The 23349-nt window shown below is 43.4% G+C and carries 22 protein-coding genes; 15 read left to right on the top strand and 7 right to left on the bottom strand.

Annotated features, from left to right (window positions below):
• Positions 1–279: 279 nt before the first annotated feature.
• From map to dapD, 3 genes are all read left to right on the top strand, one after another.
• Positions 280–1086, top strand: coding sequence for a type I methionyl aminopeptidase (gene map, locus EP13_RS04655; RefSeq protein WP_081869559.1), 807 nt, complete (start codon positions 280–282; stop codon positions 1084–1086).
• A 260-nt stretch (positions 1087–1346) separates the two neighbouring features.
• On the top strand, positions 1347–3998 hold the full coding sequence (gene glnD, locus EP13_RS04650) for a [protein-PII] uridylyltransferase (RefSeq protein ID WP_044056270.1): 2652 nt from the start codon (positions 1347–1349) through the stop codon (positions 3996–3998).
• On the top strand, positions 3995–4819 hold the full coding sequence (gene dapD, locus EP13_RS04645) for a 2,3,4,5-tetrahydropyridine-2,6-dicarboxylate N-succinyltransferase (protein WP_044056269.1): 825 nt from the start codon (positions 3995–3997) through the stop codon (positions 4817–4819). The genes glnD and dapD overlap by 4 nt, the downstream gene beginning before the upstream one ends.
• Positions 4820–4961: 142 nt before the next feature.
• Here dapD and EP13_RS04640 read toward each other — a convergent pair whose 3' ends face one another.
• Genes EP13_RS04640 through EP13_RS04630 form a run of 3 tightly spaced genes read right to left on the bottom strand, consistent with a single transcriptional unit; the run spans position 4962 to position 6556 of the window.
• Positions 4962–5414, bottom strand: a complete 453-nt coding sequence (locus EP13_RS04640) for a flavodoxin domain-containing protein (protein ID WP_044056268.1) — start codon at positions 5412–5414, stop codon at positions 4962–4964.
• 25 nt (positions 5415–5439) lie between these two features.
• Positions 5440–6222, bottom strand: a complete 783-nt coding sequence (locus EP13_RS04635) for a pseudouridine synthase (RefSeq protein ID WP_081869436.1) — start codon at positions 6220–6222, stop codon at positions 5440–5442.
• 1 nt (position 6223) lies between these two features.
• A complete protein-coding gene (locus tag EP13_RS04630; protein WP_044056267.1) occupies positions 6224–6556 on the bottom strand; it encodes a YqcC family protein in 333 nt (110 codons plus the stop codon).
• A gap of 177 nt (positions 6557–6733) precedes the next feature.
• Between EP13_RS04630 and EP13_RS04625 the strand changes: the two genes are divergently transcribed.
• The 4 genes from EP13_RS04625 (at position 6734) to EP13_RS04605 (ending at position 12131) form a co-directional block, all read left to right on the top strand.
• A complete protein-coding gene (locus EP13_RS04625; protein ID WP_044056266.1) occupies positions 6734–7777 on the top strand; it encodes a DUF3549 family protein in 1044 nt (347 codons plus the stop codon).
• Positions 7778–7782: 5 nt separating this feature from the next.
• Positions 7783–8088 (top strand): DUF3301 domain-containing protein, encoded by a 306-nt coding sequence (locus EP13_RS04620; RefSeq protein WP_044056265.1) that lies wholly within the window; start codon positions 7783–7785, stop codon positions 8086–8088.
• A gap of 1183 nt (positions 8089–9271) precedes the next feature.
• Positions 9272–11416: a TonB-dependent siderophore receptor gene (locus EP13_RS04610; RefSeq protein ID WP_044056263.1), complete on the top strand. Its 2145-nt coding sequence runs from the start codon at positions 9272–9274 to the stop codon at positions 11414–11416.
• A gap of 238 nt (positions 11417–11654) precedes the next feature.
• Positions 11655–12131 (top strand): hypothetical protein, encoded by a 477-nt coding sequence (locus EP13_RS04605; RefSeq protein ID WP_044056262.1) that lies wholly within the window; start codon positions 11655–11657, stop codon positions 12129–12131.
• A 195-nt stretch (positions 12132–12326) separates the two neighbouring features.
• Here EP13_RS04605 and EP13_RS04600 read toward each other — a convergent pair whose 3' ends face one another.
• Both EP13_RS04600 and EP13_RS04595 read right to left on the bottom strand, forming a co-directional pair.
• On the bottom strand, positions 12327–12995 hold the full coding sequence (locus tag EP13_RS04600; protein ID WP_044056261.1) for a hypothetical protein: 669 nt from the start codon (positions 12993–12995) through the stop codon (positions 12327–12329).
• 91 nt (positions 12996–13086) lie between these two features.
• Positions 13087–13452 carry a DUF3192 domain-containing protein gene (locus tag EP13_RS04595; protein ID WP_044056260.1) on the bottom strand — a complete coding sequence of 122 codons (366 nt, stop codon included), beginning with the start codon at positions 13450–13452 and terminating at the stop codon, positions 13087–13089.
• Positions 13453–13630: 178 nt separating this feature from the next.
• Between EP13_RS04595 and EP13_RS04590 the strand changes: the two genes are divergently transcribed.
• A complete protein-coding gene (locus tag EP13_RS04590; protein WP_052364287.1) occupies positions 13631–13921 on the top strand; it encodes a hypothetical protein in 291 nt (96 codons plus the stop codon).
• A gap of 19 nt (positions 13922–13940) precedes the next feature.
• Here the strand turns inward: EP13_RS04590 and syd are convergent, their stop codons facing one another.
• The gene (gene syd, locus EP13_RS04585) at positions 13941–14480 is read right to left on the bottom strand and encodes a SecY-interacting protein (protein WP_044056259.1); all 540 of its coding nucleotides are present in this window, start codon (positions 14478–14480) and stop codon (positions 13941–13943) included.
• Between the two features lie 104 nt (positions 14481–14584).
• Here syd and queF point away from each other — a divergent pair, with 104 nt between their 5' ends.
• From queF to EP13_RS04550, 7 genes are all read left to right on the top strand, one after another.
• The gene (gene queF / locus EP13_RS04580; RefSeq protein ID WP_044056258.1) at positions 14585–15436 is read left to right on the top strand and encodes an NADPH-dependent 7-cyano-7-deazaguanine reductase QueF; all 852 of its coding nucleotides are present in this window, start codon (positions 14585–14587) and stop codon (positions 15434–15436) included.
• Positions 15437–15489: 53 nt separating this feature from the next.
• Positions 15490–16998 carry a GGDEF domain-containing protein gene (locus EP13_RS04575; protein WP_044056257.1) on the top strand — a complete coding sequence of 503 codons (1509 nt, stop codon included), beginning with the start codon at positions 15490–15492 and terminating at the stop codon, positions 16996–16998.
• Between the two features lie 11 nt (positions 16999–17009).
• Positions 17010–18371 carry a nucleotide 5'-monophosphate nucleosidase PpnN gene (gene ppnN / locus EP13_RS04570; protein WP_044056256.1) on the top strand — a complete coding sequence of 454 codons (1362 nt, stop codon included), beginning with the start codon at positions 17010–17012 and terminating at the stop codon, positions 18369–18371.
• 154 nt (positions 18372–18525) lie between these two features.
• Complete coding sequence (locus EP13_RS04565) at positions 18526–18900, top strand: DUF3192 domain-containing protein (protein ID WP_044056255.1); 375 nt, start codon at positions 18526–18528, stop codon at positions 18898–18900.
• Positions 18901–18904: 4 nt separating this feature from the next.
• Positions 18905–20539: an HDOD domain-containing protein gene (locus tag EP13_RS04560; RefSeq protein ID WP_052364286.1), complete on the top strand. Its 1635-nt coding sequence runs from the start codon at positions 18905–18907 to the stop codon at positions 20537–20539.
• Positions 20540–20732: 193 nt separating this feature from the next.
• Positions 20733–21740, top strand: coding sequence for an isocitrate dehydrogenase (locus EP13_RS04555; RefSeq protein WP_044056254.1), 1008 nt, complete (start codon positions 20733–20735; stop codon positions 21738–21740).
• A 162-nt stretch (positions 21741–21902) separates the two neighbouring features.
• Complete coding sequence (locus EP13_RS04550; RefSeq protein WP_044056253.1) at positions 21903–22217, top strand: ComEA family DNA-binding protein; 315 nt, start codon at positions 21903–21905, stop codon at positions 22215–22217.
• A 36-nt stretch (positions 22218–22253) separates the two neighbouring features.
• Here EP13_RS04550 and galU read toward each other — a convergent pair whose 3' ends face one another.
• Positions 22254–23147, bottom strand: coding sequence for a UTP--glucose-1-phosphate uridylyltransferase GalU (gene galU, locus EP13_RS04545; protein ID WP_044056252.1), 894 nt, complete (start codon positions 23145–23147; stop codon positions 22254–22256).
• Positions 23148–23349: the final 202 nt, after the last annotated feature.

The following is a 23349-nucleotide window of genomic DNA, read 5'->3' as shown; positions in this document are numbered from 1 at the left end:
TCGATATATGTGTGTTTTAGTAAATTAATATACTCACTTAGCAGGCAATCTGCCGGAGCGCGCGCTTTATACCATAGCACCCGAAAATACTCAAGTTTTCAGGCCAAGATTAATACGTAGCAGTGGCCCAGAACACGTCAATACACTTACCTTCACGCGAATAACCTAATGAGCAAAAACGCATAAAAACCACATGTATTCAGTAGGATACTCAGAAAGGCTTGATTAGTGTTATACTTACCCCAACAAAAATTGGGACTTACTTTAGTTAAAAACGATTTGAGAGGCGCTGTGTCAGCAATTATCAAAACCCCTGAAGAAATCGAAAAAATGCGTGTGGCTGGAAAACTGGCTGCCGACGTATTAACCATGATTACACCCTATGTAAAAAAAGGCGTGACTACTGACGAATTAAATACAATTTGTCATGATTATATCGTGAACGAGCAAAAAGCCATTCCAGCTCCGCTCAATTACGGCCACCCACCGTTTCCAAAGTCTATTTGTACATCGGTGAATCACTGTATTTGTCACGGCATTCCTTCTGACAAAAAGCTAAAAGACGGCGATATAATTAATATCGATGTCACTGTCATCAAAGATGGCTACCATGGCGACACCTCTAAGATGTTCATCGTGGGCAAACCCTCTATTTTGGCAGAACGTTTAGTGCGAGTGACACAAGAGTGTCTATACAACGCCATTAGGGAAGTGAAGCCTGGTATGCGCTTGGGTGACATTGGTCATATTTGTCAAACTCATGCGGAAGCGCATAACTATTCAATTGTTCGCGAATACTGTGGTCATGGTATTGGGGCTAGCTTCCACGAAGAGCCTCAAATCGTGCATTATGGCCGCCCGGGTACAGGTGAAGAATTGGTTCCCGGTATGTGTTTTACTATTGAGCCAATGGTCAATGCCGGCAAGCGCTACTCAAAAGTATTGCCTGACCAGTGGACGGTAGTCACCAAGGACAGAAGTTTAAGCGCACAATGGGAACACACGCTTTTGGTAACTGAAACCGGCGTAGAAGTGCTTACCTTACGTGAAGAAGAAACACTAGAGCGCGTTATCTCACACGACTGAATTTCAGTAGTGACGCAATACGGTAAGTAATACGGTAAGTAATACGGTAAAATACGACGCGCCCCTGTGCCGCGTATTTTACCTTACTTTTGAACACCACACCTTCGCAACACCTTAACCTTATTATCACCATCTATAACATTTTTGTATAATTATTCACATTTTAACCGGTGCTATGCACTAAATACCCACTGCGAATCTGACTCAATTCATGATATGGTTCAATGCGTTCAAAACGACGTACGCATAGAAGGTGAATTTTGACGCTGCAATCCCTGATAAAATCAATTGAAACCATAACCACGGTAGACGACTTACCCGCCATTAAAGCTTGTGTAGAAAAAAGTTACGACTGGATCCGCGCATCTTTTGATACCACGGCGGTCAATCAGTTAGTCACAGGCCGAGCGCAGTTTGTTGACGCCCTGCTATGCCATTTATGGGAATTGTATGGGTTAGACAACAATAGGGATTTGGCCTTATGTGCCGTGGGAGGATATGGGCGTGGACATCTTCAACCCTATTCCGACATCGATTTACTGATAGTTAGCAAGCGTCCGTTAAAACCAGAATACCAAGAAAAAATCGGGATGTTTATCACCCTATTGTGGGACATTAAACTCGACGTAGGTCAGTCGGTTCGCACAATCAAAGAAACCGTTAAATTAGCCAAAGACGATATTTCCATTGCGACAAACCTTGTAGAAAGCCGATTACTTTGTGGCAGCGAGCAAGTATTCGATAAGCTTTGGGACGAAGTTAACGGTCGCAACTCTTGGACGAGTAAAGCATTTTTCACCGCGAAATACGAAGAACAAAAAAATCGGCATGCTAAGTTTAATGGTACCGCCTATAACTTAGAGCCAAATATTAAAGAAAACCCCGGCTGTCTTAGAGATATCCAGTCAATAGGATGGGTAGCAAAGAAGCACTTTAAAGAATATGACGGCTGGAATTTAGTTGGCCATGGTTATTTTACTGAACAAGAACACAGTGAATTAATTACCTGCAGAATGCATTTGTGGAAAATGCGTTGCGCATTGCATTTAATCGCTGGGCGCAGTGAGAACAGACTGCTTTTTGATTACCAGCCCGATGTAGCTGAAATGCTAGGTTATGGTAAGGAAGGAAAACCGTCTGTCGAGAAAATGATGCGAGACTTTTTCCGTACCATTGCTCGCGTATCAGAACTCAATCAGATGCTTTTGCAGCGATTCAAATATGACATGCTTAATCAGAGCGTGCAGCGCTCTGCCATTATCAATGAAGATTTTGAACTGCTAGATAATATGATTTCCCCTCGGCACGAACATGTTTTTTCGTCGCCAGAGAGCATCCTCGACTTTTTGAATGTGATCACCAACACCCCAGAAGTACAAGGGCTGTCTACTACCTGTATTCGCCAACTTCGTAATGCCCATAGAGCATTTGAAGATAGTTACTTTGTAGACAGACCAGAAAGTCGTGAAAAACTCATGCACCTGCTCAGGCAACCCGACTTCTTCAATTACGCATGGGATGTGATGCACCACTACGGCATTTTACAGGCGTACTTACCTGAATGGGATGCCATCGTAGGCATGATGCAGTTTGATTTATTTCATGCCTACACGGTTGATGAACACACACATCGCCTTGTTAAGCACGTAAATTACTTTTTCTCGAAAGAAAATAAAGACTTTCCACGGTGCGGAAGAATATGTCGTCATTTAGATAAGCCCGAAGTCCTTTACATTGCGGCCATTTTTCACGACATAGCCAAAGGCCGAAATGGCGACCACTCTACGCTGGGCGCTGTAGATGTTGCTAACTTCTGTAAACGACACAATGTGCCGGATGATGACGCTGCAATGATAGCCTGGTTAGTTGAGAACCACCTGCTTATGTCGGTTGTTGCACAACGTAGAGATATTTACGATCCGGAAGTGATTAGCGAGTTCGCCAGTGCTGTTCGTAGTCATAATCACCTAAACTTATTATATACCCTGACATTGGCAGATATTCGCGCCACCAATGATAATTTATGGAATGATTGGAAGGCGTCACTGTTGCGCGAGCTGTATCTTATGACACAGAAAGCCTTAGACAACGGGCTACAATGTCAGGTGACATTGAATGAACGGGTAGCAACCCATAAGCATCAAGCGCGGCAAATTTTACAAGAACGGGCGACTAACCCTACGTCTATCGACACCTTGTGGTCTCGCTTTGACGATGATTATTTCGTTCGCTTTAAGCCAACACAGATTGCTTGGCATACCGATGAAATTATAAAGGCCCAAGATGAATGGCTTACGCCTGATCATGAAGGGCTGTTGGTTAAAGCCAACGATAACAGTGCCAAAGGCGGCACTGAGATATTTATTTATGGCAAAGATCGTAAGGCATTGTTTGCACAGGTTGCCTCGGTGTTAGATAGTCGTAACTGTTCCATTCACGATGCCCACGTCACGGTAACACGTGATGGTTACGTGTTTGATAGCATGCTTGTTTTAGAAAATGACGGCTCTCGCCTATCATCGAGTTCGAGAATTGCCTCTCTTGAAACTGCCGTGTCTGAACAACTTGAAAAGCCTGGCCGGGCGCATGAAAATAAACGCAAATTACCTCGGCAAATGAAACAATTGGATGTGCCAACTAAGGTGCGATTCTTTAGTATAGGAGAAGATGCCACCTTAGTTGAGCTAGAAGCACTGGACGCCCCCGGCATATTAGCTAAAATTGGGCATGCGTTTGTAGATACGAACGTCACCCTTAAACTTGCTAAAATTGCTACAATCGGTGAACGTGCCGAAGACATTTTCATTGTCAGCAACGACGCTGGCAAAGCATTAACCCAAGAACAACAGGTCAGCCTGAAAAAACGGCTTCTGTTTAAACTCGACCAACTTGAAGATATCACAATACCATGAATGAATTGAAAGCCATCATTGAAGACGCCTTCGAAAATCGCGATAGCATCAGCCCTTCTGCCGCGCCAGATGACGTAAAACAGGCAGTGGCCGACGCCATCGCTTTACTGAATACAGGTAAAGCCCGCGTAGCAGAAAAAATTGCTGGCGAATGGGTCGTGCACCAATGGCTAAAAAAAGCGGTGTTATTGTTTTTCCGTTTACACAATAACGACGTTATTGAAGGTGCCGAAAGCAAGTTTTATGACAAGGTTCCTTTGAAATATACCGACTACACTGCGGCTGAATTTGCCGCTGATGGTGTACGTATTGTTCCTCCTGCCGCAGTGCGCACAGGTACCTTCGTAGGTAAAAACGCGGTAGTCATGCCTTCTTATGTCAATATCGGCGCATTTGTTGACGAGGGTACCATGGTGGATACATGGGCTACCGTAGGCTCATGTGCACAAATTGGTAAAAACGTTCACCTATCTGGCGGTGTCGGCATTGGTGGCGTACTAGAACCTCTTCAAGCAAACCCAACAATTATTGAAGACAACTGCTTTATCGGTGCACGTTCTGAAATTGTTGAAGGCGTTATTGTGGAAGAAGGTGCGGTAATATCAATGGGCGTTTACATTGGCCAGAGCACTCGCATTTACGACCGTGAAACTGGCGAAGTTCACTATGGCCGTGTACCAGCAGGCTCTGTTGTGGTACCGGGTAACCTACCTAGCGCTGATGGCAAGTACAGCCTTTACGCGGCCATCATCGTTAAGAAAGTTGACGCTAAAACCCGTGCTAAAGTAGGCATCAATGCTTTGCTACGTGGCGTAGAATAAAAGACAACAAATATTGTTTCGCATAGAAGCAATATCTACAGCACAGAAAAGGGCGCTTCATCGTAAAGATTGAAGCGCCCTTTTTAATACATTGACTTCGTATGCCTATAAAAAGAGTGGCTTGCTAACCAGTATTTTTAAATTACTCGCCCACAAGCGTGGCTTTAATACTGTTTACCCACTCCACCACGTCTTTTTCTGGCTCGAGGGTTTCCATTGCATCTACTTTTAACAAATCTGCAGCGGGCTTGCCCTGAAGTTCTTTTAGTAAGTCAAAAATCTGATGGCCAGCACCACAAAAACTTTCACCATAACCACTATCCCCTAACGCTGCAACGGCAAAAGGTTTGTTCGTTAGCATTGGGAACTCATCTTTTAAATCGGAAAATACGAATTCCAAATTTGGTGGAATATCACCCTGACCCGTGGTAGAGGTAATCACTAAAATTGCATCCGCATCGGTGAAATCACTGACAGAAGGGTCGCTTTCTAGCTCACAATCCACACCTTGTTCAGCCAGATTTTCTTCAACCTGTTCTGCGACATGTTGCGCGTTCCCATAAACGGTACCCGCGATAATTTTTAATGTTGCCATTACTTCCCCGTATTTTACTAGCGCTTTATAACTCGTATTCGCGCCATCGATTTAAAGTATTCACCATATTGGTATGCATATTAGCAGACACAGTCATCCACTTCCCACTTACGGGGTGATAAAACCCCATTTGAGTACAACTTAAGGCCAAATTATGAAAATTAAACTCACGTTGAACAAATTTATTTTGCTTGCCATCACCATGTGTTGTGTCGCCAATGATAGGGTGGCGTAAATGCACTAAGTGACGACGAAGCTGATGCTTTCTGCCTGTGGTGGGGTTTAATGTGATTAAAGAGTAGCGCGCCGATTGGTATTTACCTACCGCATAAGGAAGCTCGAATCTCTTCCTGACTTGATAGAATGTACTTGCTGGCTGTGGCGCTTGCTGCTGCCGACGATGCTTATCTGCTATCTTGTCGAATCGGTATTTTAACGGGTAGTCCACCATACCGCAGCCATACATAAAGCCTCTCACAATCGCGTGATATTCTTTATACACCCGCTTAGACATCATCTGTTCACCCAGTTTTGCAGCCGTTTTACCATCAAAAGTAAACAACAGTACCCCTGACGTAGGGCGATCTAGCCGGTGAGCAGGAAACACATGCTTTCCTAACTGATCACGCAAAGTCTGAACAGCAAAACGTGTTTCCTTTTTATCAATAGGGCTTCGGTGCACCAATAAACCCGGAGGCTTGTCTATTGCGACGATATGCTCATCTTGATATAGCACCGATAACGGGGGCTGCGTAAAGAAATCTGAAGCACCTTCTGTATGTAGGCGAGCAGATAAATCCGAATTCATTTTATTCTTTTCCGGTGGTCGGCGAGAGGCCGTGTGTGAGTGCGTCTAGTGATGTTAGTATTTCAATGATAGCTTTCTCACAAGAAGATAACGCCACCTGGGCTGCTGGCGCTACTGCCATAGGTGGTGGCAACTGTTTCTGCGCCACCAGCGCCCTGCACTTTTTAAGAAAAATAAACACCAGCCAGCTAACGAAGTCCATAGTATCCACAGCGAACGGCTGCTGACTTGCTAGTGCAAGTTGGCTTGGCTTTACCGTGGGCCATACACCACATTGTTTGATCGCGTGTTCTAATGCGTCGAGTTGTAACTCAAATTCATAAACAGATGACATGCACACTCCGAATGTCACAATAATAAGGTGTCACTTACTAAACACGGTGTAAAAGTAACGTTGTAAGTATACCAAATTAAGGCTATTGGCGGAATTTTTAAGGGGCTTGTAAGCGTGTGCAATATCTGTGATAAACTCTGCGCCCTACTTTTTCAATGACTAATGAGAAGGCTTCCAATGGATGCAAAGCAAATTAACTCTATCAGCGAATTCCTCTTGCAGGCTGGCACTGAATATTTAGTGTTCGATTTAGGGCGCAGAATAGAACCCCTTGAGAGTCAAACCTTCCTAAACATTGAAAATGGCCTACATATTCCCCCGTTCCCTCGCCAAAAGCATGCTTGGTTTGGCATTGTTTTTTGGAATAAACGCGCCTCTAATCAACATTATATATGGTTCATAAAATTACCTATTGATGAACAAGGTTTAGTGGTTACCGCTACCCGAAACCATTTTTTACAAATCATTGTAGACGCGCTTGGTCAATCTATTGCCGACGATACAGAAAACGCAAAATCGCTGCCCGACAATCCCTATTCTTTTGTCCCCTCACAATCACAGTTAGCCCAGTTTAATGCGAAAGTACGCCAGCAACTATCGCTACCTTTAAGTAGCAGTTATGAACAAGTTTTGGCTTATATTAAAGCGCCATCAGTAGTGGATTGGCAAACCTTACCGCTGCAAGGCATTGCCGATTTAGCAGCTTCGCTGCAGCAGCAAACTGAGGTAGCAAAGACAATAGAAGAAGGTTTCACCAGCTATGCGGTGTCCTTTCAACAGTCTTTCATGGAAATGTGCGAAAGCGTTTCAATACCGCCGACAATTGAACGACACTTTTTAGACGCAGTAATAACACAAAATGATATCAATATTGCTGCACTACGAGGGCTTTCCAGCGGCAATGAGACTTCGCAAATAGGTAACCTGCTTCGTAAACTACTTACGCGCGATACCTCCGTACGTCTTGATATATTAAGTGTGGTTGCTGCTCGGCATTTTCAGCAATTAAACGACGAACTTCTTCATTTATTTTTTGAGGCTGTGGCGAAAGCTGACGACAACGAAAATTATAACGGAGAGTTATTTATTGGCTTCTTTTCGGATTTAGTACAAATTCCGAGTTTAAGAACATCGGTACTTTCCATGCTGAGAAAGCCAGAAAGAAGTGAGCAACTTTCTGTTTGTATAGGTAAGCTTTTTACACAAACAAAAGGCCAATAAATGCCATGACGCTATTAGAATTAACCGTATGGCTGTGCTTAGCCTTTGTGATATTTCAGTTTTGGCGTATACGAAGTATTTCAGAAACCGCTGACAAATATATAAAGCAATATTGCGACACTCATCAATTGCAGTTATTGAGTGTTGCCAGAGCAAAAACATCACTCACTTTTAAATATCAAAAACCGGATTGGTTAAGTCTGTATCGCTTTGAGTTTTCGGGAAATGGAGAAGACAAATATACCGGCGAGATTACATTAGTTGGTAATACTGTGATAAACACGACGCTGCCTCCCTATCGCGCGAACTAAACAAAAAAAGAGGTAGCTAAGCTACCTCTTTTGTGGAATTTTGAGCTTCCCTCTCTGCGCTCCCTTGCGACTAAAATCGTCCCGATTAAAATCCTTATACGCCCCTTTCCTTCTTCTCTCACTCTTCCTAAGCGAGCTACCCGTCCGTGCGTAGGTTCCTTTCCGTTTATCCCTTAAAACCTGCCTATCCTTAACATGCAGGGATCCTCTTCCTGAGGTCGTCCTTTTCAGCCTCCGCTGATATCCTTTCCCTTACTCCATGCTACGCTGCACATCCTGCTGCAGCAGGTTCTTCCTGAACCGTCCTTACAAACGCATCCCGCGTGATATCCTATCTTCCTTGAGGGTGACGTCCTGTACCCTAAAACACACCCTGTGTTTTCCTGACTGTCCTTATGCCGCATCCAGCGACGTTACTTCCTGTGTCGACGTCCTGTCGAAATCATCCGTGCAATTCCATTACGTCCTTTAAATCATCCGTGAGCAATTCCATTTGTTTACACCTTGGTGTAATCCTGTAGCTTCCTGCTTATCCTTAAACTCTCACTCCTGTGAGGAGATTCTCATCCTTAAGTTGTCCTGGGTCTTCCTTGAATCATCCTGACTCGTCGTGTTTCCCTGTGACGATGTTTATAGTATCCCTCTCGATAATTAGCGCTATGGCTAATTAAAGGAATTTAATAAGTAATCGATGAACCCAAATGAAGCAAAATTAAAAAATCGTTATAAATCAAAGACGTTAGACTTTAGTAGAAATATGTCTTGCGGTAAAAAGGAGGCTTTTCTTACAGTCTTGTAAGAGATTTCGTACAAATTAAGTAGAAAATGTGGAGATGTTTCGCAGATTGATGGGAAGTTGATAAGAATAAACTTCACCCAGCATGAGGAACGATGAGTATCACATACACTGAGTCCCTTTGCGCCCCCCTTTACCAAAGCTTTACAAACAGCAAAAAACAGCATCTGTAAGCGTCGCCATTATCATTAAGCCCAGCAATAGTAAGGTTTCAAAAGCATTTTCTAATCAAAACCAAATTAGTGGCTATGCGGATTTTCTTGCGCACACCCAACTGCGATTGATAATGATTATCATTTGATATATGTTATCCATGAAAGGAACGTTACGCTACACGTTGACACACTTTCTTCGTTTCCCTTTCTTGATTTTTTAAAAGGACTATTCATGAAAACCACTCCCCCCTTGTTCAACAAGCAAAAACTTGTACTCGCTTGTTGTGCCGCCCTCTCTGCCACTGGCCATTCAACTGTATTTGCGCAAGAGGAAACCAGTGAAAAAGAGCTAGAAGTCATTTCGGTCGTTGGACATAAAATCACTGAATTTGAGCAACAAAACGACGGTGGCGCATTAGGCAAACGCGCGATTAAAGACACCCCATTTTCTGTTGATGTCATTTCGCTAGAAGACATGGAAATTCGACAAGTAAATACGCTGAACAGCTTGTTCAGTCGAGAAGCTTCAGTATCAGTAGACGGCAGTGCTTATAGCTCGTTCGGTGACACAATAAGGGTACGGGGTTTACCACTCGATTATACCCAAAGTTTTAAAGTAAACGGTATGTCGATAAACAGCTTCAGTGGTGAATTGCCCTATGAAGCCTTCGAGCAAGTGACCTTAATAAAAGGGGCAACCGGTTTTATGTACGGCATGGCTGCTCCCGGTGGCATTGTTAACTATGTGACGAAAAGGGCCACGTCAGATGCACTAAGCGCCAATGTAGGTTGGCGTAGTGACAGTGTATTTAGTGGTCATATTGATGCTAGCACGCGATTCGGCAATGAAGATGCTTACGGCTTGCGAGTAAACCTGGTTAAAGAAGATGGCGATACCTATCTTGATGACGGCGGCATAGACAGAGAAACCGCTTCTATCGCTTTAGATGCCGCGTTAACCGACAATTTATTGTGGACAGTTGATGTTATTTACAGCGATCGCTTAGTTGAAAATTCCTGGAACAGATTTACCGTATCCATGGACAACGCCGAACCATTGCCTGATACCGTAGACGGCAGCAGAAACTTGGCAGTGCCTGGAACATACGACGGCTATACCAATATGATTGCCATAACCGGATTAGAGTGGAACATTGATGATAACTGGCAACTCAAACTAGACTACGACTACTCTAAAAATGAAACCAGTTGGATAAAGAGCCTTAACTACCTGTTAAATAGTGATGGTGACCTTAGCATACTTACCTACGAGCAATACTTTGATGTTGACTACGACCAAATTCAGGGTGTATTAACGGGAAGTTTTTCTACCGGCGCTATAGAGCACAACATTGTAGCGGGCGCGGCATTTCAAGAAGCAAGTACTTACCGCAATGATGGCGGTGAGTATGGGCGAATAGTTACCCGCAACTACGCCACCAATAATTTGTACGAACAAGCGGATGTGCCCACCTACGTACCTACATTACAAAAAGATTTAGCTCTTGCATGGGTGGATACACAACGCTCTGTATTTATTAGCGATTTCATCGCCCTTAACAATGAGTGGGAATTGTTAATAGGTATTCGTTCAAATGAAATTGAACATGAAGTGAGTGAGTATTTTTCATCGTCACAAGATGATTACGAAGATACAGCCATGTCTCCCACTTATGCATTAATGTACAAACCTAGCGCCAGCACAACCTACTATGCGAGCTATGTAGAGTCTTTTGAAGGACAAACATCTGCTGTTGGCGAAGAATATGCCAATGCCAATGAATTACTCGAGCCACTTGAAAGCTCGCAGTATGAATTAGGGGTAAAAACATCAGGAGAGGGTTGGTCACTCAGCGCCGCGGTTTTTGAAATTGAGCAAGGCGCAACCTTAGTCACCGAAGAAAACTACCTTATTCAAGAAGGTGTGACACTTTATCAAGGAATTGAATTTAGTGGTGCTTACGAAATTACGCAAAATCTTTCCATCTACGGTGATGCTATGTTCTTAGACGCCGAATATGATAAAACCACATCCAACCAAGGAAACGATGTAGCGGGTGCACCCGACCAACAGTTCACGTTACAGACCAATTACAATGTAGAAGCGATTCCAGGCCTAACCCTTAACTTAGGCGGAAAATTCCATGGTGAAGCGGCGCTTAATGCGGCTAATGCTTGGGAAGTTCCGTCTTATACGCTTATATACGGTGGTGTGAGTTATGCCACGCAGATAGACAATCACGCCGTTACTTTAATTGGATCAGTAGACAACCTTCTTGACGAAGAATATTGGGCTGTAGGCGACTCTTATGGAGGAGGCAACTTACGTATTGGCGAGCCTCGCACAGTGGCATTGAAGGTAAAAGTTGACTTCTAAGTATTGTTCATAAACGCAATGAGACAGGCATGTTTATTTTTTGCCTGTCTTTTTTGCTGTTTTATTGAAATACAAGCGGTTCGATTATGGAGAAAGCAATTAATCTTTGGCTGCTTTAAAGGATTTTCCTACAATCTTTTGACAAGTAGCTTAGTTCCCCGCTATTGTTTATTTAAGCGACGATATAATTGTTAACTATATCGTGTTTTGAGTGCTAGATAATTTAAGAGGGATGTTTATGAAAGTTAGTCATTTATTATGTACGCTGCTCGGATTAATAGCAGTGTCAGGCTGCAGCACCATGTCAACACAGGCTAAGCAAGAAGATTCACAATTTCGATTCGAGAATTTTGAACAAGACAAGGCGTTCAACAACGACTACGCCTATTTAATGTGTTTTAGACAGCGTCCAACTGAGTGGCAACCCGCTAGACACTATGACAGCGGTGAACACAATCTGTGGGTTCGTGCCGTATCATATGAGCGCAGATTACCCTCAACAGAGCGAGAAGCGCTTGTCAACTTTAAGCTTGAATTAGACGCAGGGAAAGACTATCGAATTAACAGAGAAATTAATGACGGTATTGTAAAAGTTTGGATTGAAGAAAAAGATTCAAGTGAGATTATCTCTGAAGTTAAAACGGCGGAACTAAAACGCCCGATTAACGCTCAACTTACCCGTGATTTAAGCTTGTGCCAAGAAAGCACGGTTTAATTATCCGCTTTAAAAGCTAAACTAACCTAATAGGGCAGGCATATTTATTTTTTGCCTGTGTTATTTAGAGCAAGTGGACAATAGCCCAGTTTACCCCGTCTATCTTTAGAGTTTCACTAATCAGTAAATTTCACCGCTTCATTTTGTATTAACGAGCCATATGCATGATATTGTGTGGTGAACAGTTTTTAAAAATCACCGCTTCCTAAACATCACCTCGCCCTTCACATGCGACAAACATAGTTCACCCACTACACTGTAGTTATCATCGCTAAAGAAAAGCTTATGTTTGGGTACGGTGACAAACACAGCAACACCTTCGCTAGAAACATCTTCGTTCACAATACTGTCGATGGCGCCAAGCAAAATATGGCCTCCGCCGGCGTGCTGCTCCTTAGGATGCCCCGCCCTCCCGCTCCCCCTGTGGACGTTTTCGGCGGGGCTCAACATGTGGAAGTTTTCGGCGGGTACTAAATTGCGTACTTTCTCTTCTTTTTCTAACATCTGCTTGGTACCAAAAAGGCCTGCGGTAAGCAGCATGCGCAATCGCCAATGCCAGTATCTTCCTGCTCCAAAGGCTGCATCTGGCCCAGTTAAACAGGCTACTGAGAGCAATCGTGATTCGTGGAATAGTCCAATCATTGGTTGTTCAGCCACCCAAAAAGCATTGAGCTCTTCACGAATGGCTGAACGGAGCCGACTTTCGTAGCCTTCTTTTTCAGCTTGGAAAATATCAACAAAAAGCGGGTCATCTACATAGGCATTAAATAAAATGGATGCGGCAATTTTTAAATCGTCTACCGATAAATGTATTGCTTTAATCTCTTCTTTTTTTGGTGCCAATGATGCTGTTGCAGTATTCATACCCGCCTCCTGAGAAAACCATTGAAATCGCTTTACTTGATTTTCTACTGTACGGGATTACCTTGCCAAAGTTAACAAATATTTAACAAGCTTAATGAATCATGCTAAACGCACTGTCACCCCAACCTGCCAAGCTGCCATTGATGAAGACCAAGGGCGTGCACTCATCTTTTGTTGTTATTCCATCTCCCATGGTTTTCTGGGTTCTGTAGTAAAGCACACGATACGTGCCATCTTGTTTTTCAAATAGCTCTGTAAAGTCAGCCACGCCCATTTTTCGCAGTACCTGCTCATAGGTAGTACCGGTTTCTAATTTAGCGATGTGCTGGCGATTGTTATACTCGCGATCTTCCCAATTGGCGCCGTAGTGACTGTCACTATCTCCTCCTACAGAGACTACGCATCCAGATAACAAAGCTGATGATGCCACGATGGCTGAAAGTAGTATTAATTTCATGTGTGTTCCTTTTTTGTGATAGGTTCTTATTCTTGAAATACTGTAAGCCCTTAATCAATTTCAAGGCCAACTTCTAAGGCACTGATATATAAATAGTTTCAACTTTAAGCCAGCCTTCAAAAGCGCTACACTATGGCGAAAAAAACTAAAAATTAGCAAATTAGACAACTGGATATACATGAACATGCAAGAAAACAACCTTCAACAACTCATGATTGTGTGTCAGCAAATGGCTGAATCAGGAACGCCGCCCTCTGTGGGCCTTTTGCGCGCCAGAGCCCCTTTTAAAGTGTCAGTCACGCAAGCTATCGAAGCCATCAAACGCTTTAATGCGGCGAATGGAACAGCCTCTAAACAAGTTACAGAAAAGCCGAAAGAAACGATAGCATCCTTAACGAAAAGAGTTCAGGCTTTAGAAAAAACCGTTGAAAAATTACTTGAGACAATACAACAATTATCAGAAAAATAGTTGCCTTATGCCTTACCTACTAGCGAGGGGTTAACAACGCTAAGAAATCACCTAAGCTAGCTGCAATAACCTCTTTAGGTGGTTTACCTACCTGTTCTAAGACCACCTCGCCTGTATCGTTAAGTAGGCTAAGTATAAAATCGTCTTCATCGGTAAGGGCAAAAAATAACGTGGGTGCCTGCCTTAACCTTTGTTTCATCAGCAGGTGGCCTATTAGATTTTGTTGTAGGCGCGTAAAGTCATCGCTATTCCATACTTGCAGTAGTTCGCAATTTCCTTGGGGCGCTACTGCGGGCAAATTGTCGCTGAAGTAACGGCTAAAGAATTGGCAATACGCCTTATTTAGGGTGATCCCTAGCGCTTCTTCAACGTTACCAAAAGTAGCAGTGGTGTCGCGCTTTTGCGGTAACCAGGGAACGGCCTCACCTTCGCGGCCTGTGGCTTGATAGCAGGTTGACGGCCAGCTGCTGTCATAAGGAATGGTTAGCCCGCCCTTATTTTGCTGATGATAGGAAATGAAGCTAGATATAAATTGGTCTAATTGATTATCGATTGTCACTGGCTTTATCACATTAAACGGCGATTTTTGCGTTACACTATAGATATCGTTGCTTAAGTCAAGTAAGCAACGAATGCGTATAAACTATTCATATCAAGGCTCATATGACCGACAACGTAAAAGATAACTTAACTGTTTCTGCTCCTGATGGCTTGTCTTTGGGAAAGCAAGTTGAATACGAATTTCATTACAACCCTGACTTACTTCAGGGTGTGCCAAGAAGCCTAAGCAGAGATACGCTATCGTTGAATCCGCTTAACTTGCCTTTCAGCGGAAATGATACTTGGACAGGCTACGAACTTTCCTGGCTAACGCCGAAAGGAAAGCCTCAAGTGGCGATACTTGAATGCCGTGTACCTATTACTTCGCCTAACCTGATTGAATCGAAGTCATTTAAACTCTACCTGAACAGCTTTAATCAAAGTAAGTTTGAAAACGCAAATGCAGTTAAAGATGTCATTCAGTCTGATTTATCTGCATGTGCTGGCAGTGAGGTTGATGTTGCGCTAGTTTTGCCCTCGCAATTTGCTTCTCTCTCATTTAAAGAGTTTGAAGGGGAGTTATTAGATGACCTTGATGTTGAAATAAATGAGTACTCGCCCAACACCGCGTTTTTATCACAGTCAGATAAGAATGTGGAAGAAAGCTTAGTGTCTCACTTATTGAAATCCAACTGCTTAATTACAAGTCAACCTGACTGGGCAAGTGTCATCATTCGCTACCAAGGAAAGGCAATAAACCGTGAAGGCTTATTAAAGTATCTGATAAGCTTCAGGCAACACAATGAATTTCATGAACAATGTGTCGAACGAATATTTTGTGACATTCTCGCCCATTGTGAGGTAGATAAGTTAACTGTATGTGCTCGATATACTCGGCGGGGCGGTTTAGATATCAATCCGTTTCGCTCTAACTTTGAAGCACCATACCCAAATTTTAGACAAGCTCGTCAGTAAAAATACAAATCCGGCGCAAGGTTATTTTCATTTAAGGTTGTGAAATCGCACTTATGGACGCTAAACAATTACAAAGCTATAAACAGCACAGTACCCTACTATCACAATTTATTGTTCGATTGTCGGCGTTTTATGAAGGTCTTTCTGACGACCTCGATAAAGAATTGCAAACCTTGCGAGGGCACCTATCGGGCACCCCGAACTTCACATTGGCAACTGTAAGTATAAACAAGCTAAACCGTGCGCTTCAAAGTCAGGAGATTACGGTTAAGAAATACAATGCGGATGCTATTGCGCGACTCGAAAAATCCATAAAAGTGTTACAAAAAGTGGTGTTTGAAAATGAAGCGCTTAAGCAAAATGCCACAAAGCAATTGATCACCTTGCATCAACCCGTGGGCGATTTGTTCAGTATTTATCCGCTTTTTCAGCAAGCATTAGATTTACATCACAGTGCGTTAACCGGTCAATTTCCTGATGCGCTTAACACCCCTACTACGGCAGACAATGCTGACCCTGCCAACCCTTTATACAAATCAATTCTAGAAGAGTTAAATCAACTGCTAGATAGCTATGCGCAAAAAATGCCTAACGACGTAAAGTTGCTAGATATAAAAAATAAGCTATCGTCTGGCATGGATGAAGACGAATTGCTGAAAAGCTGTGTGATTGTGCTTCGTATGATAGTACAAGATGCCATGTCCGAAGCCAGCTTAACGGGCAAAGTTATTCAAAGCTTACACAACTCGTTGGCAAAAGTAGGCAATGAAATCCAAGTGAGTATGGAGGACAGCCGCAGCCAGTTCAAACAGCGACAAGCCGGTAACGCGGTATTGCAATCTCACATAGAAACTATCGAAGAAGCGGTTAATCACAGCGAGTCTTTCGACACTTTAAAAGAGCAAACTCAATACTGTGTTCAAAATATCGCGCAAACACTTAATCAGCAGATTCAGGCCGATACCGCAGGCCAAGAGCAATTGATGAATTTACTGGGTTCGATGCAATCTCGCATTGAGCAATTGCAGCAGCAAACCAATATTTATAAAAAGAAGTTAGCAGAGCAGCTCTCTTTGAGCCAAACCGATCCATTAACCCGGTTGCCTAATCGCCAAGCTTATAATGATAAGCTAAGTAAAGCCTTTCAAAAATGGCAAGATACCAGTGAAGATTTAGCCGTCGCCATTATTGACATAGACCATTTCAAATCAATTAATGACCGATTTGGCCACGCTGCTGGTGATAAAACCTTGCAAGTAGTGGGAAGGCATCTGAAGCAGCACCTTTCAAAAGATGCATTTATTGCGCGCTGGGGCGGTGAAGAATTTGTTTTACTCCTGCCAAGAAACACCATGAAAGAAGTAAAAGATGGGCTTGAGAAGATGCGTCAAGCTCTATCAGAGCTCCCATTTAAGTTTAAGCAAGAGAAAGTCACCATTACCGCCTCTTTTGGGGCAAGCCTGTTTAAAAAGGGCGATACCCCAGAGCAGGTGTTTGACCGTGCCGACAACTATTTATACCAAGCAAAACGCGAGGGCCGAAACCAGGTTGTCACCGATTAGGAAGTAGACGTATGAAAAAAGTGCAACTCAATCCCGTTGGCTGGATGAGCCAGCTTTCTCAAATAGAAGTATCTCAACTTCAAGATACTGCCCACAGTCAACTTTTTCATTTGTTCAAAAATTGCTGCTTAGCCGTGCTAAATAGCGGCGTTGATGAAGACAACTTCGAAGCCCTTTTCGCCCCTTATAAAGATTTCAATATAAAACTTGTTCGCCGAGAGCGGGGGGTGAAAATAGAGTTAGTCAATCCACCCGACGTGGCTTTTGTTGATGGAGAGTTAATGCAGGGGGTGCACGAACATATTTTTGCCGTGCTGCGTGATCTTCTTTACATGGGAAATAAGTACGCCTTTTTAAAGCAAAATGCCCCCGCTGATGGCGATAGCATCACCGATATGGTATTCGATATGCTTCGGCATTCAAATGCCCTAGAAGGCAATGACAACCTCAATACCGTTGTATGCTGGGGAGGTCACTCCATCAACCAAACCGAATATAAATATACAAAAGAGGTGGGCTATCAACTGGGTTTAAGGGAAATGAATATATGCACTGGGTGTGGCCCAGGCGCAATGAAAGGCCCAATGAAAGGTGCCACAATCGGGCATGCAAAGCAAAGGTATAAAAATGGGCGTTATATCGGTATTTCAGAGCCTAGTATTATTGCCGCCGAGCCCCCCAATGCGATTGTAAACGAACTAATCATCATGCCTGATATAGAGAAGCGACTGGAAGCATTTGTGCGTCTTGCCCATGGTATTGTTATATTTCCTGGAGGCGTAGGTACAGCCGAAGAACTCCTTTATGTGCTTGGCATCTTGCTTAATGAAAATAATGCACAGCAACCTTTCCCTCTCATTCTTACCGGCCCTGCAGGCTCTGAGGAATATTTCGAAGCCATTGATGACTTTGTTGGAGCCACATTAGGGAAGGCGGCGCAGGCTAAATATCAAATCATTATTGATGATCCTGAAGAAGTCGCCCGCTGCATGCGTGGGGGATTTGAAAAAGTTCGAGAATATCGCGTCGCCATGGGCGATGCGTTTAGCTTTAACTGGTCACTTAGAATAGAGGCGGCATTTCAACGCCCATTTATACCCACACATGCTTCCATGTCACAACTGGCCTTGCACCACCAACAAAGCCCGGGAGAGCTTGCAGTGGCGTTGCGCCAAGCATTTTCTGGCATAGTGGCCGGTAACGTAAAAGCAGAGGGCATTGCCCAAATTAAAGCACAAGGCCCCTTCTCCTTAACCGGCGAAGCTGAACTTATGCGGCGTATAGACACCTTACTAGAGTCTTTTGTTGCCCAGCACAGAATGAAGTTACCGGGCAGTGCCTATGAGCCTTGCTACGTGGTAAAGTCGGAGTAAATGAAGCATTTAGTTACGTTTACTATTTATTGTTCTTAATTAATTTGCGGTACACTATCCGCATCCGTCGGCGTATGATAGTAATTCGACTCATCGTGTATCAATATTGCGTTGCTCCATCAATAAATTGCATTAAATATAAGAAATTAGGGTTATGAACGCCAAAGTAATTCGACTTATTCTCGCAGGTGTAGCGCTATACGCTACCTTTGTATTTATCGTGATTGCATTTTATCCAGACAAACCTGAAAACATGGATTGGCAAGACCGCGAAGAATACAACCGCGTGCAAATTACAAAGCTAAAACTAGGAAGTACACGAGAAGAGGTGCTGGCTTTACTTGGCTCTCCAGATATTACCGAAGCCAAAAAACAGGGTAATACCGCTATTCAGGTGATGTTCTTTAGAACTCAGCATGTTCGTGCTGATGGCCTAACAACACAAGATGAATGTACCCCTTTGTTATTTGAAAACGATAAACTTATCGCTTGGGGCGAAGGCGCTTACTTAAGTTACCAGCAAAGCTAAATTGATGGATGACACGCCAATTCATGATATAGCGGCTACCCTCGCTTCCCCTGTTAATGATGCCCACACGCCACAAGAGCTGGTTAATGCTTGTTTAAAAAAGTCAAAAGCGCTACTCACGTTTGTTGAGAATAACGCTGCTTTAGCGCTGGCCGTGCTTGAGTATCCCCAACTAGACATTTCACCCTTCGCTAGGCACTTATTCACATTAACGGCGTTTGCAAAACTTAACCATTTTAACGATCATTTTCTACAACACATTGTCGCTGCACATGTAGCCGCTTACTATTGGCAACAAAGTGGCCAATCAAAGTCTGAGAAAAAAGCCTTTGTACGCTTTTTATTTGATAACCATCTCACGCTATGGCGACATATTCTGTCATTGCAAAAAGTATTGTTTAACTCTCAAGCACTGAAGCATATTGCTAGCGTAAAATTAAACAGTTTGCAGCGTTTTGCACTGTTAGCATCTGTGTTTACCTACGCAATTGAAAAACACACTGCGCAAACACTTATAAGCTATTTAACGCCGTTATTGCCAACCAATGATCGTCATATGTTAAACGTGCCACTGCTGATAATGGATACCCCATTACCTGGAAGCCGTGTTTATTATAAGGCACACCCTGCCGTCGTGGTCGACTTACAAAAGGCGCATGTGCTGATTTCAGTACCCAGCCTTCCTGAAGAAAAAGAAGCAATGTGGGTAGCTAAAGAAGAAGTACTTCGCCCCCGACATGTGCACGTAGACTTTAGCCAATTTATCGCCTTACATCGTGCATGTGAACTTGAACGTACTGTGCGTGGCGGCGGGCCCTTTTTTGCCGGTGCCTACGCCATTCAGAAGCCGCCATTGGCCCTTTTAACGATTATCGATACCTTGCAAAAAGCCGACATAGATATCAATGCCTTGTGCGAACAAGTCGAGCGTACTCCCGCGTTTAGTCACTTTCTCATGTCTACGGCTAGCCAAGATAACCGCTTACGTCTGCCTGTTACCCACCTTAAACAAGCCATACTCACATACGGCTTAGAAAGAGTGGGAGACATGTTGATTCAGTTTGCATTGATGGAACGGCTCACGCAACACACCTACCCTTTATTAAGTATTAGCAAACAGTTTACCCATTTAAGCTGTGCCATAGCATCACAGCTAGTAGCCTTAAGCGATACGAAGCTTACGCCTCAATCTGCGTCCCTACTCACGACATTTGTGTGCGCGCCATTGTTTACTCTACCAGGGTTAAAAGTGGCAAGTCAGTTGCCCGTGAGCGATAGCCATTACTTTCAAATACACCGCACATTTAAAGTGAAAGCTCAGGTGCCTTGGCACACTGTGGCGGGAGAATTGGCCGCAAATTGGCACCAAGGTGCGACATGGCGAGCGTTAATCCATAATGCAGGTAAACGACACCACGATGTACCTAACTCATTAAAGAAAGAGCATGCTATTATTCAGTTGGCGTTTGGCCTTGCCAGGGAGGCGCTATTCCCCTTACCACATCCCGATGAAGACAGTGAAAACACCAAGTCGGCGTTATTACGCACATTATCGTTAAGCCAGGCTGATATCACATTATTACTGAATAGGTTGAGCGACTACCTTTTTTGCCCTTTTCCCCTGACTGAACTAAATTAATCGTAACGAATGGCTATAACTTAAGCTTGCTATCGTATAAAATACGCGGGCTTTAGCGCGCTTCAACGCACGTTCCCTACTATGAAACACATAATTAAGGTAGAAGCTCGCATTTTTTGGCGCATTTTCCTCGCCAGACTACATTTTAAAACCTAACGATTTTGACAACAGAATTACCAGAGGATCCCTCAACATGACTCAGCAACGCATTACGGTCATTCGCGGTGACGGCATTGGCCCGGACATCATTGATGCAACCACAAAAATTCTAGATAAGGTTGGCTGTGATTTCGCCTATGATTATGCCGATGCAGGTTTAGTAGCACTAGAAGAACACGGCGAGCTTCTACCCCAAGAAACTCTTGATCTTATTGCAAAAAACAAGGTCGCACTCAAAGGGCCACTAACCACGCCTGTAGGTGAGGGTTTTACATCAATTAACGTAAGCCTACGTAAACAATTTAAGCTTTACGCTAACCTTCGCCCAGTGTTGTCGTTCAAAGGCACCAAAGCGCGCTACGAAGATATCGACATTATTACTGTACGTGAAAACACGCAAGGGATGTACTCTGGTCTAGGTCAAGTGGTATCTGAAGATGGTAACGAAGCCGAAGCCATGAGTAAGATCACCCGTGATGGTGCTGAAAAAATCGTCACTTTTGCTTACGAACTTGCACGTCGCGAAGGTCGTAAAAAAGTAACAGCGGTTCACAAAGCAAACATTCTTAAATCTACTTCTGGTTTGTTCTTGAAAGTGGCTCGTGAAGTGGGTGAGCGTTACCCTGACATCGAATCTACGGAAATGATTGTAGATAACACCTGTATGCAACTTGTGATGAACCCTCACCAGTTTGACGTAATCGTCACTACAAATCTGTTTGGTGACATCTTGTCAGACTTATGTGCTGGTCTTGTGGGTGGCTTAGGTATGGCACCAGGTGCAAACATAGGCGAAGACTGCGCAATATTTGAAGCGGTACACGGTTCTGCTCCTGATATCGCTGGCAAAAACTTAGCGAACCCAACGTCAGTTATATTGGCAGCTGCGCAAATGCTTGAATACCTCAACATGGGTGACAAAGCTGAAAAAATTCGTGCCGCACTTAAAGATGTTATTGAAACAGGTGACCGCACTACTCGCGATCTTGGTGGTGAAGCTGGTACCACAGAATTTACTCAAGCCCTACTAGACAGACTATAAGTCTTAGTTAGGGTTAAAAAGCGGGCAGTGCCCGCTTTTTTTGTGCGTGTAATTTAAAACGGTAGATATCAATACTGGCCAAAAACTGGACTACTCATCTCTTCCCTAAGGCGTAACATCAAATATGTACAACAGTGTACATAAACTTTAAAAGGAATAGACATGAAAAAATACTTAGCCAGTATTGCGCTTGTTGCTGCTGTTACACTTACGCCAGCGATGACCAGCGCTAATGAAAACACGCCTGCAGCAACCCCATCTAATTCAGCTGCGGCACAGCAACGAATTGATCTGAATACAGCGAGTTTATCTGAACTTCAAACCCTACCAGGCGTAGGTGTAGCGAAAGCCGAAGCCATTATTGCTTATCGAAATGAAAAGGGGCCCTTCGTTGAAGTAGCAGAACTGACACAAGTAAAAGGCATTGGTGAAAAGATGCTAATGAAGATTGAGAGTCGTGTCGTCGTCGCTAGATAAAAAAACGCGCCAGTTGGCGCGTTTTTCTTTATAACTTTAAAGGCCTAAACCAGAAAGGTACTCTTTGAATTCACCCGAAAGAGTAGGATGTCTGAGTGCGTATTCAACGTTGGCTTTCATATAGCCAAGTTTACTACCACAATCATGACTCTTACCTTTCATGTAATAGGCGTCAACCTGTTCAATCTTCATTAATGCATCGATAGCATCGGTCAATTGAACCTCACCACCTGCTCCAGGAGGGGTAAACTCAAGTAGATCCCAAATCTTCTCAGACAACACGTAGCGACCAACGATAGCAAGATCTGAAGGAGCATCTTCAAGTTCTGGTTTTTCAACCATCTTATGAATTTTTGCCGATTCACCTTGTTGAATATCCGCGCCATCAAGATCCGCAATACCAAACTTAGTCACGTCTTCTTCAGGTACTTGTTCAACCATCACTTGGCTGACACGGCTAGTGTTAAATTTAGCCACCATATCTGCCAAGTTATCCTTTTTAGGGTCGCTGGCAGCGTCATCAATGATTACGTCAGGAAGGACAACAGCAAAAGGTGCATCTCCAATGAGTGGGCGAGCACACAATACAGCGTGACCTAAACCGTTCGCGACGCCCTGTCGAATATGCATAATAGTCACATCTTTAGGGCAAATAGATTGTACTTCTTCAAGTAATTGACGTTTAACACGCTTTTCCAGTGTAGCTTCTAGCTCAAACGAGGTATCGAAGTGGTTTTCTATACTGTTTTTACTTGCGTGGGTAACCAGTATAATTTCCTTAAGCCCTGCCGCTACACACTCACTTACTACGTACTGAATAAGTGGCTTATCTACCACAGGAAGCATTTCCTTAGGAATTGCTTTTGTGGCGGGTAACATACGGGTTCCTAATCCCGCTACAGGAATGACGGCTTTTTTTACCTGACTCATATTTATCGTGTCCTTTTTACTTATAACCTCAGCTAATCGCAATTTAATGCAATAATGCAGTATGCAATCCATATTCCATTGTATGCTTTAGCGTTAACCGATACGTTTTCTACTTCCGTTTGGTTTACTTGGTAAACCACAGGGTTTATATAACAAACTTATAAAAACATAAGCTTTAATAACTAGTTGTGCAAACTTTGAC

This window comes from Alteromonas australica, assembly GCF_000730385.1.
In the GTDB taxonomy this organism is placed as follows: Bacteria; Pseudomonadota; Gammaproteobacteria; order Enterobacterales; family Alteromonadaceae; genus Alteromonas; species Alteromonas australica.
The sequence above is the reverse complement of the archived record's forward strand: the minus strand, read 5'-3'. Positions and strand labels throughout refer to the sequence as shown.

What these genes read in the sequence shown, in the direction of transcription:
- EP13_RS04550 (WP_044056253.1), top strand. Translation starts at nt 21,903, where the DNA reads ATGAAAAAATACTTAGCCAGTATTGCGCTTGTTGCTGCTGTTACACTT.
- EP13_RS04575 (WP_044056257.1), top strand. Translation starts at nt 15,490, where the DNA reads ATGGACGCTAAACAATTACAAAGCTATAAACAGCACAGTACCCTACTA.
- dapD (WP_044056269.1), top strand. Translation starts at nt 3,995, where the DNA reads ATGAATGAATTGAAAGCCATCATTGAAGACGCCTTCGAAAATCGCGAT.
- galU (WP_044056252.1), bottom strand. Translation starts at nt 23,147, where the DNA reads ATGAGTCAGGTAAAAAAAGCCGTCATTCCTGTAGCGGGATTAGGAACC.
- EP13_RS04565 (WP_044056255.1), top strand. Translation starts at nt 18,526, where the DNA reads ATGAACGCCAAAGTAATTCGACTTATTCTCGCAGGTGTAGCGCTATAC.
- EP13_RS04560 (WP_052364286.1), top strand. Translation starts at nt 18,905, where the DNA reads ATGGATGACACGCCAATTCATGATATAGCGGCTACCCTCGCTTCCCCT.
- EP13_RS04590 (WP_052364287.1), top strand. Translation starts at nt 13,631, where the DNA reads ATGAACATGCAAGAAAACAACCTTCAACAACTCATGATTGTGTGTCAG.
- EP13_RS04610 (WP_044056263.1), top strand. Translation starts at nt 9,272, where the DNA reads ATGAAAACCACTCCCCCCTTGTTCAACAAGCAAAAACTTGTACTCGCT.
- queF (WP_044056258.1), top strand. Translation starts at nt 14,585, where the DNA reads ATGACCGACAACGTAAAAGATAACTTAACTGTTTCTGCTCCTGATGGC.
- EP13_RS04625 (WP_044056266.1), top strand. Translation starts at nt 6,734, where the DNA reads ATGGATGCAAAGCAAATTAACTCTATCAGCGAATTCCTCTTGCAGGCT.
- EP13_RS04630 (WP_044056267.1), bottom strand. Translation starts at nt 6,556, where the DNA reads ATGTCATCTGTTTATGAATTTGAGTTACAACTCGACGCATTAGAACAC.
- ppnN (WP_044056256.1), top strand. Translation starts at nt 17,010, where the DNA reads ATGAAAAAAGTGCAACTCAATCCCGTTGGCTGGATGAGCCAGCTTTCT.
- EP13_RS04640 (WP_044056268.1), bottom strand. Translation starts at nt 5,414, where the DNA reads ATGGCAACATTAAAAATTATCGCGGGTACCGTTTATGGGAACGCGCAA.
- EP13_RS04555 (WP_044056254.1), top strand. Translation starts at nt 20,733, where the DNA reads ATGACTCAGCAACGCATTACGGTCATTCGCGGTGACGGCATTGGCCCG.
- EP13_RS04595 (WP_044056260.1), bottom strand. Translation starts at nt 13,452, where the DNA reads ATGAAATTAATACTACTTTCAGCCATCGTGGCATCATCAGCTTTGTTA.
- EP13_RS04635 (WP_081869436.1), bottom strand. Translation starts at nt 6,222, where the DNA reads ATGAATTCGGATTTATCTGCTCGCCTACATACAGAAGGTGCTTCAGAT.
- EP13_RS04605 (WP_044056262.1), top strand. Translation starts at nt 11,655, where the DNA reads ATGAAAGTTAGTCATTTATTATGTACGCTGCTCGGATTAATAGCAGTG.
- EP13_RS04600 (WP_044056261.1), bottom strand. Translation starts at nt 12,995, where the DNA reads ATGAATACTGCAACAGCATCATTGGCACCAAAAAAAGAAGAGATTAAA.
- EP13_RS04620 (WP_044056265.1), top strand. Translation starts at nt 7,783, where the DNA reads ATGACGCTATTAGAATTAACCGTATGGCTGTGCTTAGCCTTTGTGATA.